Below are 12,968 nucleotides of genomic sequence, written 5' to 3' on the forward strand. Positions count from 1 at the left end.
TGTGAGGGCCGGGGCTGTGGGGGTTCTGCTGGCCGGGGTCGTGCTTGTGGTGGTGGGGAAGCCCGGGCTGGAGAAGGTGTTCGAGGGGCTTCGGGATCTGGTCCACTCGGCGGCTGTCGCGCCCATGTCGCGGTCTGCCCCGGTCCGCCTGGAGATTCCCGGGCTCAAGGTCAAGGCCGGGATCACCCCACGTGGCCTCAACAAGGACGGCACCGCCCGCGTCCCGCAGGCGCGTCAGGCGCATCTGGTCAGCTGGTACAAGCACGGACCCGCGCCCGGCGAGCCGGGTGCCGCAGCCCTGTTCGGCCATGTGGACTCCACCACCGGCCCCGCCGTCTTCCACGGCGTCGCCACCCTCCGGCCCGACGCGTTGATCAAGGTGACCCGGGCCGACGCCTCGACGGCGATGTTCCGGGTCCGCTCGGTCGAGGCCTTTCCCAAGCGGCACTTCCCGTCCGAGCGCGTCTACACCGACACCGACCGTCCGGAACTTCGCCTGATCACCTGCGGCGGCACGTTCGACCCGGTCAAGCGGGAGTACGCCGACAACGTGGTCGTCTTCGCCGACCTCGCCGGCCGTACCGGAAAATGAGGGGCGGCCCTGCGGGCTGTCCGATATGCTCATTACATGCACTATTACTTCTTCCTCTAAGAGGGACGGCGCCAAGCCCCCGACTACGTCCGACGCGGCCCCATGAGTGGCCCCGGGCGCGGCGAGGCGTATCCGCCGTCCGTTTCTTTTCGCGGGGCTGAGCCCCGTTCTTGGAGGAAGTGTGTCTACCGCTCTTTCCCTGCGCGCCCGCGCCCACCTGAGCGCCACCGATCTTCGCGTCACGCGTGGCGGGCGGCCGGTTCTGGTCGGTGTGAGCCTCACCGTCTCCCCGGGCGAACGCCTGGGCGTCGTCGGTGAGAACGGCCGGGGCAAGACCACGTTGCTGCAGGTCCTGGCCGGGGTTCTGGCCGCGGACGCGGGCGAGGTCAGCCGGGCCGGCACCATCGGTGTGGCCGACCAGGAGATGCCCGTCGGCGACGACCGTAGCGTTGGGGACCTCATCGACGTGGAGCTCGCCGAGGTACGGCGGGTCCTGGCGGCGTTCGAGGAGTCCACGGAGGCGCTGGCCGAGGGGCGGCCGGGCGCCGAGCAGGAGTACGAACGCGCGCTGGCCGACGCCGAGTCGATCGGCGCGTGGGAGGCCGACCGGCGCGTGGACGTCTCGCTGGCCGCGCTGGGCGCGGTCGACGACCGTGCCCGGCCGCTGGCGGGGCTTTCGGTCGGGCAGCGCTACCGGATCCGGCTGGCCTGCCTGCTCGGCGCCGGGCACGACCTGCTGCTGCTCGACGAGCCGACCAACCATCTCGACGCGGCGGGCCTGGACTACCTGACCGCCCGGCTGCGCGAGCATCCGGGCGGCGTGGTGCTGGTCAGCCACGACCGGGCGCTGCTCAGCGACGTCGTCACCACCGTGCTCGACCTCGACCCGACCCGCGACGGGCGTCCCCGTACGTACGGCGGCGGCTACGAGGGCTACCGCGAGGGCCGCACGGCCGAGCGCGAACGCTGGGAGTCCGACTACCGCGACCAGCAGAGCGAACGCCAGCGCCTGGCCGACGACCTGTCGGCCGCGCAGAACCGGCTCAGCACCGGCTGGCGTCCCGAGAAGGGCACCGGCAAACACACGCGGGCCACCCGGGCGCCCGCGCTGGTGCGGGCCGTACACCGGCGGCAGGAGGCGCTCGAGGCGCAGGTACTGGACGTGCCGAAGCCGCCGATGCGCTTCCAGGCGCCGCCGCTGCCCGCTCCGCCAGGCGTGACGCTGCTGCGCGCCGACGGGGTGGAGGTGGCCGGGAGGCTGCGCGGGCCCCGGTCGGTGCACCTGCGCGCGGGCGACCGCCTCGTGGTGACCGGTCCGAACGGCGCCGGCAAGTCGACGCTGCTGGCCGTACTCGCGCAGAGGCTCGAACCCGGCGCGGGCAGTGTGCAGCGCGGCGGGCGGGTGGGACTGCTGTCGCAGGAGTCCCCGGAGCCGTCGCGGCGGCCGGCCCATGAGGTGTTCGACGCGGCGATGGCACGGCTGGTCAGCACCGGCGTGCTGGCGGAGGCGGAGCGGGTGGGCCTGTCGAGCCTGGGCCTGCTGCCGTCGCAGGCCGCGCACCGGCCGGTGTCGGAGCTGTCGATCGGCCAGCAGCGCCGCCTGGACCTGGCGTTGCTGCTGGCGGCCCGCCCGCAGGTGATCCTGCTGGACGAGCCGACCAACCACCTGTCGATGGCGCTGGTGGAGGAACTCACGCAGGCCCTCCACGCGACGGCCGCCGCCGTGGTCATGGCCACCCACGACCGGCAACTGCTCCGCGACGTCGCCGACTGGCCGCGGCTGTCGCTGCGGTGACGTTCGGTCAAACCACGATGATCCGTTACGGCCCAGCCGCGCCCACCCCCACCCGCCGCACGTGGCCGGCCTCCGTTCAGGGAGACGGCAGGCCGGCGCGCGTGGCGGGCCGCCGTGACGCCCGCCCCGCTGGCCGGTTACCGGCGCACCCCTCACCCCGATCCCGCCCCAATGCCCTTGGCGGGCAAGGCCTCCGGCACGATGCCCCGCGCAAGGTAAGGCCTCCGGCCCGGTTTCCCGGGGAGGTCAGGTCTTCGGTCCGGGACCTCGTGCCGTGGCCGGGCCGGTGTTCGGCCCGATGCCTTGGGCCGGTCTCTCCGGCTCGATGCCTTTGGCGCGACGTCGCGTGCGACAGGGGCGCCGGTCTCCGGTTTTGTCCCTTGGCCGGGGGTGCCGGTGTCAGGGGTGGAGGGATTGGAGGATCCGGTGGAGGTTCGCCTTGTTCTCCAGGCCGATGCCCGGAAGGTCGGGTAGCCGGAGGTGGCCGTTCTCGACCACGGCGTCGTCGGCGAAGCCGCCCGTGGGCTCGAACTCGCCCGGGTAGGACTCGTTGCCCCCGAGCTTCAGGGCGGCGGCGATGTGCAGGGCGAACTGGTGTCCGCCATGCGGGACGCAGCGCCGGGCGGACCAGCCGTGCCGCCGGAGCATGGCCTGGATGCGCAGGTATTCGGCCAGGCCGTAACTGAGGACCGGGTCGATCTGGATGAGGTCGCGGTCGGGGCGCATGCCGGCGTACCGCAGGAGGTTGCGGGCGTCGGGGAGGGAGAAGAGGTTCTCGCCGGTGGCCAGCGGCCCCGGGTACCGCTCGGCCAGGGTGGCGTGCAGGGCGTAGTCGAGCGGGTCGCCGGGCTCCTCGTACCAGGCCAGGCCGTAGGGCTCCAGGGCGGCGCCGTACGCCAGGGCGGTGGCGAGGTCGAAGCGGCCGTTGGCGTCCACGGCGAGGTGGGCGCCGTCCACGACGTCGAGGACGGCCTCGACGCGGCGCAGGTCCTCCCGCAGGGAGGCGCCGCCGATCTTCATCTTGACGGTGGTGTAGCCGAGGCCGAGGAAGCGCCGCATCTCCGCCTGGAGGTCCTTGAGCGTCTTGCCGGGGGCGTAGTAGCCGCCGGCGGCGTAGACGAAGACGGAGCCGTCCGGCTCGCCGAGGGCGTGGCGCTCGCACAGCCAGCGGTACAGCGGCTTGTCCTCGATCTTGGCGGCCAGGTCGTGCAGGGCCATGTCGAGCACGCCGACCGCGACGGAACGTTCGCCGTGGCCGCCGGGCTTCTCGTCGCCGGTCATGACGGGCAGCGCCTTGACCGGGTCGAAGGTGACGCCGTCGTCGGTCAGCAGGCTGTCCGGATCGGCTTCGAGCAGGCGCGGCGCGACGCGGCGGCGGATGATCTCGCCCGCGCTGTAGCGGCCGTTGGAGCTGAAGCCGTAGCCGGTCACCGGGCGGCCGTTCCTGATGACGTCGCTGACGACCGCCACGATGGAGCAGTCCATGCGGCCGAACCGAATGTAGGCGTTGGCGATGGACGAGCTGATCGGGATGGTTGCCTCACGGACGGCGATGATCCGCGGCATGGGCCTTCTCCTTGCGTGGGGCGCCGATGGTCTTCTCGAACAGTTCGCGGTCGAGGCCGCCGTCCTCCCACCGGGCCACGACCACCGCGGCCACGGCGTTGCCGAGCACGTTCGTGACCGCCCTGATCAGGGAGAGGAAACGGTCGACCGAAAGCACCAGCGCGAGGCCGGCGACGGGCACCAGCCGCACCGCCGCCACGGTGTTGGCCAGCGTCACGAACGCCGACCCGGTGACCCCGGCGGTGCCCTTGGACAGCACCAGGAACACCAGGAACAGCAGGAGCTGGTCGCCGAGGCCGAGCGGCACGCCGTACACCTGACCGATGAAGACGACGCAGATGGGGATGACGACGGCGACGCCGTCGAGGTTGAAGGAGTAGCCGGTCGGGACGACCAGCCCGACCACCGAGCGCTTGCACCCGAACTCCTCCAGGCGGGCCATGAGCTGAGGCATGACCGACTCCGACGAGGAGGTCCCGAGCACGATGTACAGCTCGCGGCGCAGGGCGCGGACCAGGCGCAGGTAGGAGAAACCGGCCATGCGGCAGACCGGGACCAGCACGACCAGCATGAACACGGCCAGCGCGAGGACGGAGACGCCGACGAGCTTCATGAGCGCGGTCAGGGTCTCCGGGCCGTACTTCCCGACCGTGTACGCGACGGCGCCGAAGGTGCCGATCGGCGCCAGGTACATGATGAACCGGATCATGCTGAAGAACACCTCGGCCAGCCGCGTGCAGCCGCGGGCGATCGGCTCGCCCACCTCGGGCGGCAGGGCGAGCAGGGCCAGGGCGAACAGCACGGCGAAGATCAGCACCTGGAGGACCTCGCCGGTGGCGAACGAGCCGACGGCGTTGTCGGGGATCATGTGGGTGAGCCAGTCGGCGAAGGTACGCTCGGTGCCGCCCTTGACGTAGTCCGTCAGCTCCTCCGAGGCGCCGGCGGGCGGGGCGACCCCGGCGCCGGGCCGCAGGAGGTTGACGGCGGCCAGGCCGATGAGCATGCCGAGCGTGGTGACGATCTCGAAGTAGATGATCGCCTTCAGCGCGATCCTGCCGACGGACCTCAGGTTGCCGGCCGAGACGATGCCGCTGACCACGACCAGGAACACCACCGGCGCGATCACCAGCTTGATGAGCGCGATGAAGACGTCGGCCAGGGGCTTGAGCTGGGCGCCGGTCTCCGGCCACAGCAACCCGAAGATCGCGGCGGCGACGGCCGCGACGAGCACCTGCATGCTGGTGTTACGCGCCAACGCCCGCATGGCTAGCGCACCAGGGTCTCGCGGAGAGCCCCGCGGTCGACGTCGAGGCCGAGCCCCGGCCGGCCGGACAGCGAGATCGTCCCGGCCTCGGGCACGGGGGAGCCGGGGAACAACTGCAGGCCGACCTGGCCCATGCCGAGGTGCCACTCGAGGATCCAGCCGTTCATCATCCCCGCGAGGGTGTGCATGCTGAACAGCGGCCAGCCGCCGCCGTGCGCGATCGGCAGGTTGTAGACCTGGGCCAGGTGGGCGGCCTTGCGCGCCTCGGTGAAGCCGCCGCAGTAGCAGGGGTTGGGCTGCAGGATGTCCACGGCGCGGCGTTCGACCAGTTCGCGCAGGCGCCAGCGGTGGCCTTCCATCTGCCCGGCGGCCAGCGGGATCGAGGTGTGCTCGCGCAGGTCGGCCAGGGCGCGCGCGTCGTTCTGGTGCAGCGGTTCCTCGAACCAGGTCAGGTCGCAGTCCTCGACGGCGCGGGCCAGGTACTTGGCCTCGGTGGGCGTGAACAGGTAGTTGGCGTCGATCATGAGGTCCACGTCGCCGCCCACCGCCTCGCGCACGGCCCGGATCCGGCGGGCGTCCTCGCGCCAGCCGCCCCCGTCCACGCCGACGACCATCTTCAGCGCGGTGAACCCGGCCGCCACCTGGAGACGGGCGGCCTCGGCGAGCTGGTCCCTGTCGTACTGCGGGAAGCCGAACGTCACATACACCGGCAACTGTGTACGGGCGCCGCCGAGCAGGGAGGCCACCGGGCGGCCCTCGTGCTTGCCGGCGATGTCCCACAGGGCGATGTCCAGCATGGACAGGGCGCTGGAGACCACGCCGGTCATCGTCCGGGGGTTGAGCTTCTGCCAGACGCGCTGGTGGACGGCCTCGACCTCCCGCGGGTCGAGGCCGGTGACGACAGGCAGGAAGTGGTGTTCCAGGGCGGCGACGACGGAGCGGGCCAGGAAGTGGCCGGTGATGGCCACGCCGGTCAGGCCCTCGTCGGTCTCGACCTCGCAGAAGACGAACTCCTTCTGCTCGGCTCTGCCGTACCCGGCGACGCGGCCCTCCAGCAGCGGCACCTCGATCGAGGTGGTGTGCACGCTGGCCCGGATGTCCTTGATCTTCATGCTGGTCCTTCGTGGCAGGGGGTGATGGAAGGAGCTTCTCCCCGAAAATCGTCAACTGTCAACGATTTGCAATTTGTGAAGAGCTGGGGTAGGGAAGATCGGGTGGGCGACTACACCGACGCGCTCCGGCGCAGGGTGGCCGAGCGGCAGGCCACCTCACTTCCCCAGCTGATCGTCGAAGAGCTCGAAAACATGATCATCAACGGCACGCTGAAAGGCGGCGACCGGATCAACGAGTCGGCGCTGGCCATGCGGCTGGGCGTCAGCCGCGGGCCGGTCCGCGAGGCCTGCCGCCAGCTCGAACGCAGCCGGCTGGCCGAGTTCCGTGCCAATCGCGGCATGTTCGTCAGGGAGATCTCGGTCGAGCAGGCGGCCCAGCTCTACGACATCCGGGCGAGCCTGTTCGGGCTGGCCGGGCGGCTGGCCGCCGGGCGGGCCGGCGAGGACGACGTGGCCGAACTGCTGGAGGTGGTCGAGCGGCTCCGGGGCTGCGCCGACATGGATCACTACTATCCGCTCAACGTGGACCTGCACCGGCGCCTGGTGGCGCTGTCCGGCAATCCCCGTTTGGTCGAGCTTTATGACGATATTTCCAAGGAACTGCACCTGTTCCGGCGGCACGGCCTGGAGCCGGACACCGCCCGGCAGACCTCCAACGCCCAGCACCGGGAGATCGTCGAGCGCATCGCCGCCGGTGACGCGGTCACGGCCGGCCGCCTGATGGAGGAGCACATCCTGGCCGGCAAGGGCCGCATGCTGGGCGGCGCGCCACACGACGCACCGCATGGGGTATCGCACGGCGTACCGCGCGCCGTATCGAACAAAGAGTGATATGTCGGGACATGCGGCGCGGGCGGCGCAAAAACGCCAGGCAAGATCCCTCCCGCTCGCCGATCCGTGGGCATAGTGTGAGGTGATGGATCGTCGCATCTTCGGACTCGAGAACGAGTACGGCGTGACCTGCACGTTCAGGGGACAGCGCAGGCTGTCTCCGGACGAGGTCGCGCGCTACCTCTTCCGCCGAGTCGTGTCCTGGGGCCGATCAAGCAATGTCTTCCTCCGCAACGGCGCCCGCCTCTACCTCGACGTGGGCAGCCACCCCGAATACGCCACCCCCGAGTGTGACAACGTCGTCGAACTCGTGACGCACGACAAGGCGGGCGAGCGCATCCTCGAAGGCCTTCTCGTCGACGCCGAGAAACGCCTGCGCGAGGAGGGCATCGCCGGCGACATCTATCTCTTCAAGAACAACACCGACTCCGCCGGCAACTCCTACGGCTGCCACGAGAACTACCTGGTCGGCCGGCACGGGGAGTTCGGCCGCCTGGCCGACGTGCTCATCCCGTTCCTGGTCACCCGGCAGATCATCTGCGGCGCGGGCAAGGTGCTGCAGACGCCGCGCGGGGCGGTCTACTGCGTCTCGCAGCGTGCCGAGCACATCTGGGAGGGCGTCTCCAGCGCCACCACGAGGTCGCGGCCGATCATCAACACCCGCGACGAGCCCCACGCCGACGCCGAGCGCTTCCGCCGCCTGCACGTCATCGTGGGCGACTCCAACATGAGCGAGTCCACGATGCTGCTCAAGGTCGGCGCGACCGACCTGGTGCTGCGCATGATCGAGGCGGGCACGGTGATGCGCGACCTGTCGCTGGAGAACCCGATCAGGGCCATCCGCGAGGTCTCCCACGACATGACGGGCCGCCGCCGGGTACGCCTGGCCAACGGCCGCGAGGCCTCCAGCCTGGAGATCCAGCAGGAGTACCTGTCCAAGGCCAAGGACTTCGTCGACCGCCGCGGCGGCGACCCGATCGCCCACCGGGTGCTGGAGTTGTGGGAGCGCACGCTGCGCGCGGTCGAGACGGGCAACCTCGACCTGGTCTCGCGCGAGATCGACTGGGTCACGAAATATCAGCTGATCGAGCGGTATCGCAAGAAGTACGACCTGCCGCTGTCCTCGCCGCGCGTGGCGCAACTGGACCTGGCCTACCACGACGTGCACCGCAAGCGCGGACTGTTCTACCTGCTGCAGAAGCGCGGCGCGGTGGAGCGGGTGGCCTCCGACCTGAAGATCTTCGAGGCCAAGTCGGTGCCGCCGCAGACGACCAGGGCACGGCTGCGCGGCGAGTTCATCCGCAAGGCGCAGGAGAAGCGCCGCGACTTCACCGTCGACTGGGTGCACCTGAAGCTCAACGACCAGGCGCAGCGGACCGTGCTGTGCAAGGACCCGTTCCGCAGTGTGGACGAGAGGGTGGACAAGCTCATCGCCGGAATGTAGTGGGTCGTTTACCCCGGGCCTACATCAGTCTCGGATAGTGTGGCGCGAAACCTAGACGTCTGTCCCGAGGGAAGTCCATGCGCCGCCGCCTGGCCGTACTGGCCGCCGTGCCTTTGATCTTCACCGCCGCCGCGTGCGGAACCGCCGAGCCGACCGGCTCCACATCGGCCACCGCGTCGTCGGGGGTGAAGGTCGCAGGCAACCTCAACGCCAAGCCGACGGTGACCTTCCCCTCGGGTACGCCCGCCGCCAAGTCGTCCTACGAGGTGATCAACGCGGGCACCGGCCCGGCCATCAAGAGCGGCGACAAGCTGATCGTCAACCTGACCGTCTACGACTGGGACGGCAAGACCAACGCCCTGCAGGGCTCCTCCTACGACTCCAAGCAGCCGGAGACCATCGCGATCGACCAGCAACTGCCCAAGGTCCTGCAGGACGGCTTCGGCAAGGTCAAGCACGGCGGCAGGCTGCTGGCGATCCTGGCCGCCGACGCCGCCCCGCAGCAGCAACAGCAGGCCGCCCAGGCGACCAAGGTGTTCGTGCTGGACGTGGTCGGCGGCGCGCCCGCCGCGCTCAAGTCCGCCTCCGGCGAGGAGACCAAGGAGTCCATCAAGGGCGTCAAGGTCGTCAGCCCGGGCGGCGAGAAGGCGCCCACGCTGACCACCAAGACCGGTGACAAGGCGCCCAAGGACCTGGTCGTCAAGACCGTCATCAAGGGCACCGGCAAGCCCGTCGCGGCCAACCAGACCCTCGACGTGCACTACACCGGCAAGATCTGGGGCACCGACAAGCAGTTCGACTCCAGCTGGGAGCGGGGCCAGCCGGCCAACTTCCCGCTGAGCGGCGTCATCCAGGGCTGGCAGAAGGGCCTGGTCGGCGTGCCGGTCGGCAGCCGTGTCGTGATGAGCATCCCGCCCGCCATGGGTTACGGCGCTCAGGAGCAGAACGGCATCCCCGCCAACAGCACGCTCGTGTTCGTCGTGGACGTCCTCGCGGCTTACTGACAGCTGGTCTGACAGCGCGGTAGCATCTCGTGGCCCGGGGCATCGCCCCGGGCCACTGGCGTTGGTGCGGAAGGACGTCGATGCGGCCGATCCTGCTCCTGATCCCGGCCCTCGCGCTGACCGCGTGCACCGCCCCCGCCGCGCGGGACCCCGGGCTGAAGGTCGGCGGCGCGTTCGGCGCCAGGCCCTCGGTGGTCTTCCCCGCGGGCAAGCCCCCGGGCAGTCTGCGGATCGACCAGCTGACCGCGGGAAAGGGCGCCCGGCTGGGCGCGACGGACGTGGCGATCGTCCACTACACCGCGCATGTCTGGGACGGCCGGGAGAACCGCCGGGTCGACTCCAGCTTCACCCGCGGCGCTCCGGCCGCCTTTCCGGTCGGGCAGCTCGTTCCCGGGCTGGACAAGGCGCTGCGCGGGCGGGCGGTGGGCAGCCGGGTGATCGCCGCCATCCCGCCCGCGGAGGGCTTCGGCGCCAACCCGCCGCAGGGCGTCGGCCCGTCCGACGGCCTCTTCTACGTGATCGACATCCTGGGCGCGCACGCCAAGGGCGAGTCGGTCAAGGGGCGCGCGGGCGCGTACGCGGGAATCAGGGTCGGCGGCGGCGCGCGGCCGGTGCTGTCGCTGCCGCTGGCCCGGCCGCCCGCACGCTACGCCGCCAAGATCCTGGTCAGGGGGGACGGGCCGCGGGTCGAGCGGGGGCAGCTCGTGGTCACGCAGTACGAGGGCGCGGTGTGGGCGCGGCGGAGCGTGTTCGACTCCACCTGGAGGAGCGGGCGGCCGCGGGCGTTCATGGTCGGCGACGGCGGCGTCATCAAGGCGTGGGAGCGCGCGCTGACCGGCGTGCCCGTCGGCAGCCGCGTGCTGGTCGTCGCCCCGCCGCGCACGGCCTACGGCAGCGCGGGCCTGCCCGCCTTCGGCATCCGCGGCGCCGACACCCTGGTCTTCGTCGTGGACGTGCTGGCCGCCTACCGATGAGCGCGGGGACCTAGACTCGCGGGCGTGAACGACGACCTCGACGCGCTGGCGCACCTGCAGGACCCGGTACGGCGGGCCCTGTACGACCACGTCGTGGCCCGGGGCGGTGAGGTCGGCAGGGCGGAGGCGGCCGAGGCCGCCGGCGTCTCCCGCACGCTGGCCGCCCACCACCTCGACAAGCTGGTCGAGGCCGGGCTGCTGGAGGCGGGCTTTCGCGCCCCGGACAAGAAGGGTCCGGGCAGCGGCCGCCCGGCCAAGGTCTACCGGCGGGCCAAGACCGAGCGGTCGGTGAACCTGCCGCCGCGCGACTACGGCGTGCTGGCCGGCCTGCTGGCCGAGGTGGTCGAGACGCTGGGCGCCGAGGACCGGGCCGAGACGGTCGCGCGCCGGGCGGGCGAGCGCCTGGCCCGGGACCGCCGCGACGAGCCGATCGCCGCCGTGCTGCGCGAGCGGGGCTACGAGCCCTACACCGACGGCGGCGTCCTGCGCATGCGCAACTGCCCTTTCCACACGCTGTCGGAGGAGCAGCCGGTGCTGGTGTGCGCGATGAACCTGGCCCTGTGCCAGGGGCTGCTGGAAGGCATGGGCGGCGATCCCGGCCTGGCCGCGCTCGATCCCCGGCCGGGGGAGTGCTGCGTCACCGTCGCCGACCCTTCTAAAATAAATGAAGATTGACATAGAAGTGCGGGCATGGTGAGGTGAAGCCCATGCACCTGGCACAGATGAACGTCGCCCGCCTGCTCGCCCCCGCCGACGACCCCCGCATCGCCGACTTCATTGACGGACTCGAGCCCATCAACGCCCTCGCCGACGCCGCCCCCGGCTTCGTCTGGCGGATGCGGGCCAACGACGAGGACCCCAGGGAACTGCTGAGTTACGACCACGACGACTACCTGGCCACCACGCTGTCGGTGTGGGAGTCACGCGAGACGCTGTGGAACTTCGTCTACCGCTCCGCCCACCTGGACTACCTGCGGCGGCGCCGGGAGTGGTTCGAGCACATCGCGGAGCCGTACGCGGTGATGTGGTGGATTCCGGTGGGGGAACTGCCCACGACGGCCGACGGTTTCGCACGGCTGCAACGCCTCAGGGCCGAAGGACCCGGCCCCGAGGCGTTCACCTTCAAGGACTTCTACGAGGCGACCCCGATGCCCAGGCACATCTCGTCCTGGGTGCCCTCGCCCCAGACCACGTAGCGCGGCGGCAGCTTCTGCAGCAGCGGCAACTGGGCGCGCAGCGAGGCGTCGTGCGTGCACGTCACCCGAATGGTGTCGCCCTTCTTGACCGCCACCGGCTCGGGCAGCGGCTGCAGCGCCTGGTTGTCGAAGTTGTACTCGGGCACGTCGAGCAGCGTGCGCCCGCCCGCCTTGCCCGGGTTGAGCTCCACCTTGATCGAACGGCCCAGCAGGTGCATGTGCCCGGCCAGCGCGTGCAGCGTGAAGGCCGAGGGCGAGGTCACGTCGCAGTGCTGCGTGGCCCCCGGTTTGATCCCGTCCTTCTCACACCGCTTCATCAGCACGTTGACCACCGCGGCCGAGTCGCGGCCGAAGCGCTTGCCCACGTCCGCGACCGCCGCCTCGCGCTCGCACAGCGGGCCCTTCTCGCTCGCGGTGCACGGCAGCTCGATCGGCGCGGGGAACAACGTCGTCGCCAGCGGCGTGCGCGGGCCCGTGGCCAGGCGCAGCCGCACGCTCGACTGGTCGGTGCCGGCGGGCTTCCCGTCCAGCGCCAGCGTGCTGTAGTGGACCTGCATGACCAGCGCGCCGCCCTTGGCCATCGGATAGCCGAGCTTCGGATCCAGCAGAACCTCGTTCGTGCCGGGCGCCCAGTGGCCGATCCACGAGGCCTCGCGCACGCCGGCGTCGCCGAAGCAGGTCCAGCCCTCGCCCTCGTCCTTGGCGTCGATCTTCTTCGCGGCCGCCAGCCCGTCAGGCGCCAGCGAGAACAGGATCGCGTGATGGACCACGTCGGTGTTCTGGGCGGCGAACTGGGTGCCGGTCAGGAACGCGTCGGCCCCGGCCAGGCCGGGATCGATCAGGAAGCAGCGGTAGACGTCGGTGCCGCCGGCCGCGGGCTCGGGCTTGTACGGCTTGGGCATGGTCGCCGTCACGAAACGTTCACCCGCACGCAGCGGGGCGGCCGGCGCCGGGGTGGCAGAACCATGCAGTCCGTGCCCTCCATGCGAAGCCGTCGCCGACGGCGGCGGCGACGGTGACGCGGTGGTGCCTGATCCCCGGGCCGGTCCGTTCCCGCAGGCCGCCAGCAGCATTGCCGCGACGGCCAGCACGACGCCCGCCCCGATGCGTGTGCTTGTCATGCCTCCACGCTCTCGCGTCCGGGCGTGAGCGTCATCACACTCAGGGCTGATCCGTCTACGCCTCAGGTC

At 71.1% G+C, this 12,968-nt stretch carries 12 protein-coding genes; 8 read left to right on the top strand and 4 right to left on the bottom strand.

The annotated features are described in order from the left end of the window. Position 1 precedes the first annotated feature (1 nt). Together ACFWYW_RS32920 and ACFWYW_RS32925 are read left to right on the top strand one after the other, a co-directional pair. Positions 2 to 592, top strand: a complete 591-nt coding sequence (locus ACFWYW_RS32920; RefSeq protein WP_379641147.1) for a class F sortase — start codon at positions 2 to 4, stop codon at positions 590 to 592. Between the two features lie 181 nt (positions 593 to 773). Next, entirely contained in the window at positions 774 to 2,387 is a 1,614-nt protein-coding gene (locus ACFWYW_RS32925) for an ATP-binding cassette domain-containing protein (RefSeq protein WP_379623523.1), read from the top strand. 399 nt (positions 2,388 to 2,786) lie between these two features. Here the strand turns inward: ACFWYW_RS32925 and ACFWYW_RS32930 are convergent, their stop codons facing one another. Genes ACFWYW_RS32930 through ACFWYW_RS32940 form a run of 3 tightly spaced genes read right to left on the bottom strand, consistent with a single transcriptional unit; the run spans position 2,787 to position 6,329 of the window. Continuing rightward, entirely contained in the window at positions 2,787 to 3,953 is a 1,167-nt protein-coding gene (locus tag ACFWYW_RS32930) for a mandelate racemase/muconate lactonizing enzyme family protein (protein ID WP_379623525.1), read from the bottom strand. Beyond that, the gene (locus ACFWYW_RS32935; RefSeq protein ID WP_379623527.1) at positions 3,928 to 5,217 is read right to left on the bottom strand and encodes a cation:dicarboxylate symporter family transporter; all 1,290 of its coding nucleotides are present in this window, start codon (positions 5,215 to 5,217) and stop codon (positions 3,928 to 3,930) included. The genes ACFWYW_RS32930 and ACFWYW_RS32935 overlap by 26 nt, the downstream gene beginning before the upstream one ends. A 2-nt stretch (positions 5,218 to 5,219) precedes the next feature. Then, positions 5,220 to 6,329, bottom strand: coding sequence for a mandelate racemase/muconate lactonizing enzyme family protein (locus tag ACFWYW_RS32940; RefSeq protein ID WP_379623529.1), 1,110 nt, complete (start codon positions 6,327 to 6,329; stop codon positions 5,220 to 5,222). Positions 6,330 to 6,431: 102 nt separating this feature from the next. Here ACFWYW_RS32940 and ACFWYW_RS32945 point away from each other — a divergent pair, with 102 nt between their 5' ends. The 6 genes from ACFWYW_RS32945 to ACFWYW_RS32970 all read left to right on the top strand — a co-directional run bounded on the left by ACFWYW_RS32945 (position 6,432) and on the right by ACFWYW_RS32970 (position 11,778). Further along, positions 6,432 to 7,160, top strand: a complete 729-nt coding sequence (locus tag ACFWYW_RS32945) for a GntR family transcriptional regulator (RefSeq protein WP_379623531.1) — start codon at positions 6,432 to 6,434, stop codon at positions 7,158 to 7,160. A gap of 85 nt (positions 7,161 to 7,245) precedes the next feature. Next, positions 7,246 to 8,604: a Pup--protein ligase gene (gene pafA, locus ACFWYW_RS32950; protein ID WP_379623533.1), complete on the top strand. Its 1,359-nt coding sequence runs from the start codon at positions 7,246 to 7,248 to the stop codon at positions 8,602 to 8,604. A 77-nt stretch (positions 8,605 to 8,681) separates the two neighbouring features. Next, complete coding sequence (locus tag ACFWYW_RS32955; RefSeq protein ID WP_379623535.1) at positions 8,682 to 9,608, top strand: FKBP-type peptidyl-prolyl cis-trans isomerase; 927 nt, start codon at positions 8,682 to 8,684, stop codon at positions 9,606 to 9,608. Positions 9,609 to 9,688: 80 nt separating this feature from the next. Further along, a complete protein-coding gene (locus ACFWYW_RS32960) occupies positions 9,689 to 10,582 on the top strand; it encodes an FKBP-type peptidyl-prolyl cis-trans isomerase (protein ID WP_379623537.1) in 894 nt (297 codons plus the stop codon). 24 nt (positions 10,583 to 10,606) lie between these two features. Next, the gene (locus tag ACFWYW_RS32965) at positions 10,607 to 11,257 is read left to right on the top strand and encodes a helix-turn-helix transcriptional regulator (RefSeq protein ID WP_379623539.1); all 651 of its coding nucleotides are present in this window, start codon (positions 10,607 to 10,609) and stop codon (positions 11,255 to 11,257) included. A gap of 32 nt (positions 11,258 to 11,289) precedes the next feature. Next, positions 11,290 to 11,778 carry a DUF3291 domain-containing protein gene (locus ACFWYW_RS32970; RefSeq protein ID WP_379623541.1) on the top strand — a complete coding sequence of 163 codons (489 nt, stop codon included), beginning with the start codon at positions 11,290 to 11,292 and terminating at the stop codon, positions 11,776 to 11,778. Here the strand turns inward: ACFWYW_RS32970 and ACFWYW_RS32975 are convergent. After that, positions 11,715 to 12,899 carry a monooxygenase gene (locus tag ACFWYW_RS32975; protein ID WP_379623543.1) on the bottom strand — a complete coding sequence of 395 codons (1,185 nt, stop codon included), beginning with the start codon at positions 12,897 to 12,899 and terminating at the stop codon, positions 11,715 to 11,717. The genes ACFWYW_RS32970 and ACFWYW_RS32975 overlap by 64 nt on opposite strands. Positions 12,900 to 12,968: the final 69 nt, after the last annotated feature.

The sequence above is a fragment of the Nonomuraea sp. NPDC059023 genome, assembly GCF_042740095.1.
Classification (GTDB): domain Bacteria; phylum Actinomycetota; class Actinomycetes; order Streptosporangiales; family Streptosporangiaceae; genus Nonomuraea.

Coding starts and splice junctions, on each gene's coding strand:
- ACFWYW_RS32935 (WP_379623527.1), bottom strand. CDS start 5,217: ATGCGGGCGTTGGCGCGTAACACCAGCATGCAGGTGCTCGTCGCGGCC.
- ACFWYW_RS32960 (WP_379623537.1), top strand. CDS start 9,689: ATGCGGCCGATCCTGCTCCTGATCCCGGCCCTCGCGCTGACCGCGTGC.
- ACFWYW_RS32940 (WP_379623529.1), bottom strand. CDS start 6,329: ATGAAGATCAAGGACATCCGGGCCAGCGTGCACACCACCTCGATCGAG.
- ACFWYW_RS32970 (WP_379623541.1), top strand. CDS start 11,290: ATGCACCTGGCACAGATGAACGTCGCCCGCCTGCTCGCCCCCGCCGAC.
- ACFWYW_RS32955 (WP_379623535.1), top strand. CDS start 8,682: ATGCGCCGCCGCCTGGCCGTACTGGCCGCCGTGCCTTTGATCTTCACC.
- ACFWYW_RS32930 (WP_379623525.1), bottom strand. CDS start 3,953: ATGCCGCGGATCATCGCCGTCCGTGAGGCAACCATCCCGATCAGCTCG.
- ACFWYW_RS32975 (WP_379623543.1), bottom strand. CDS start 12,899: ATGACAAGCACACGCATCGGGGCGGGCGTCGTGCTGGCCGTCGCGGCA.
- pafA (WP_379623533.1), top strand. CDS start 7,246: ATGGATCGTCGCATCTTCGGACTCGAGAACGAGTACGGCGTGACCTGC.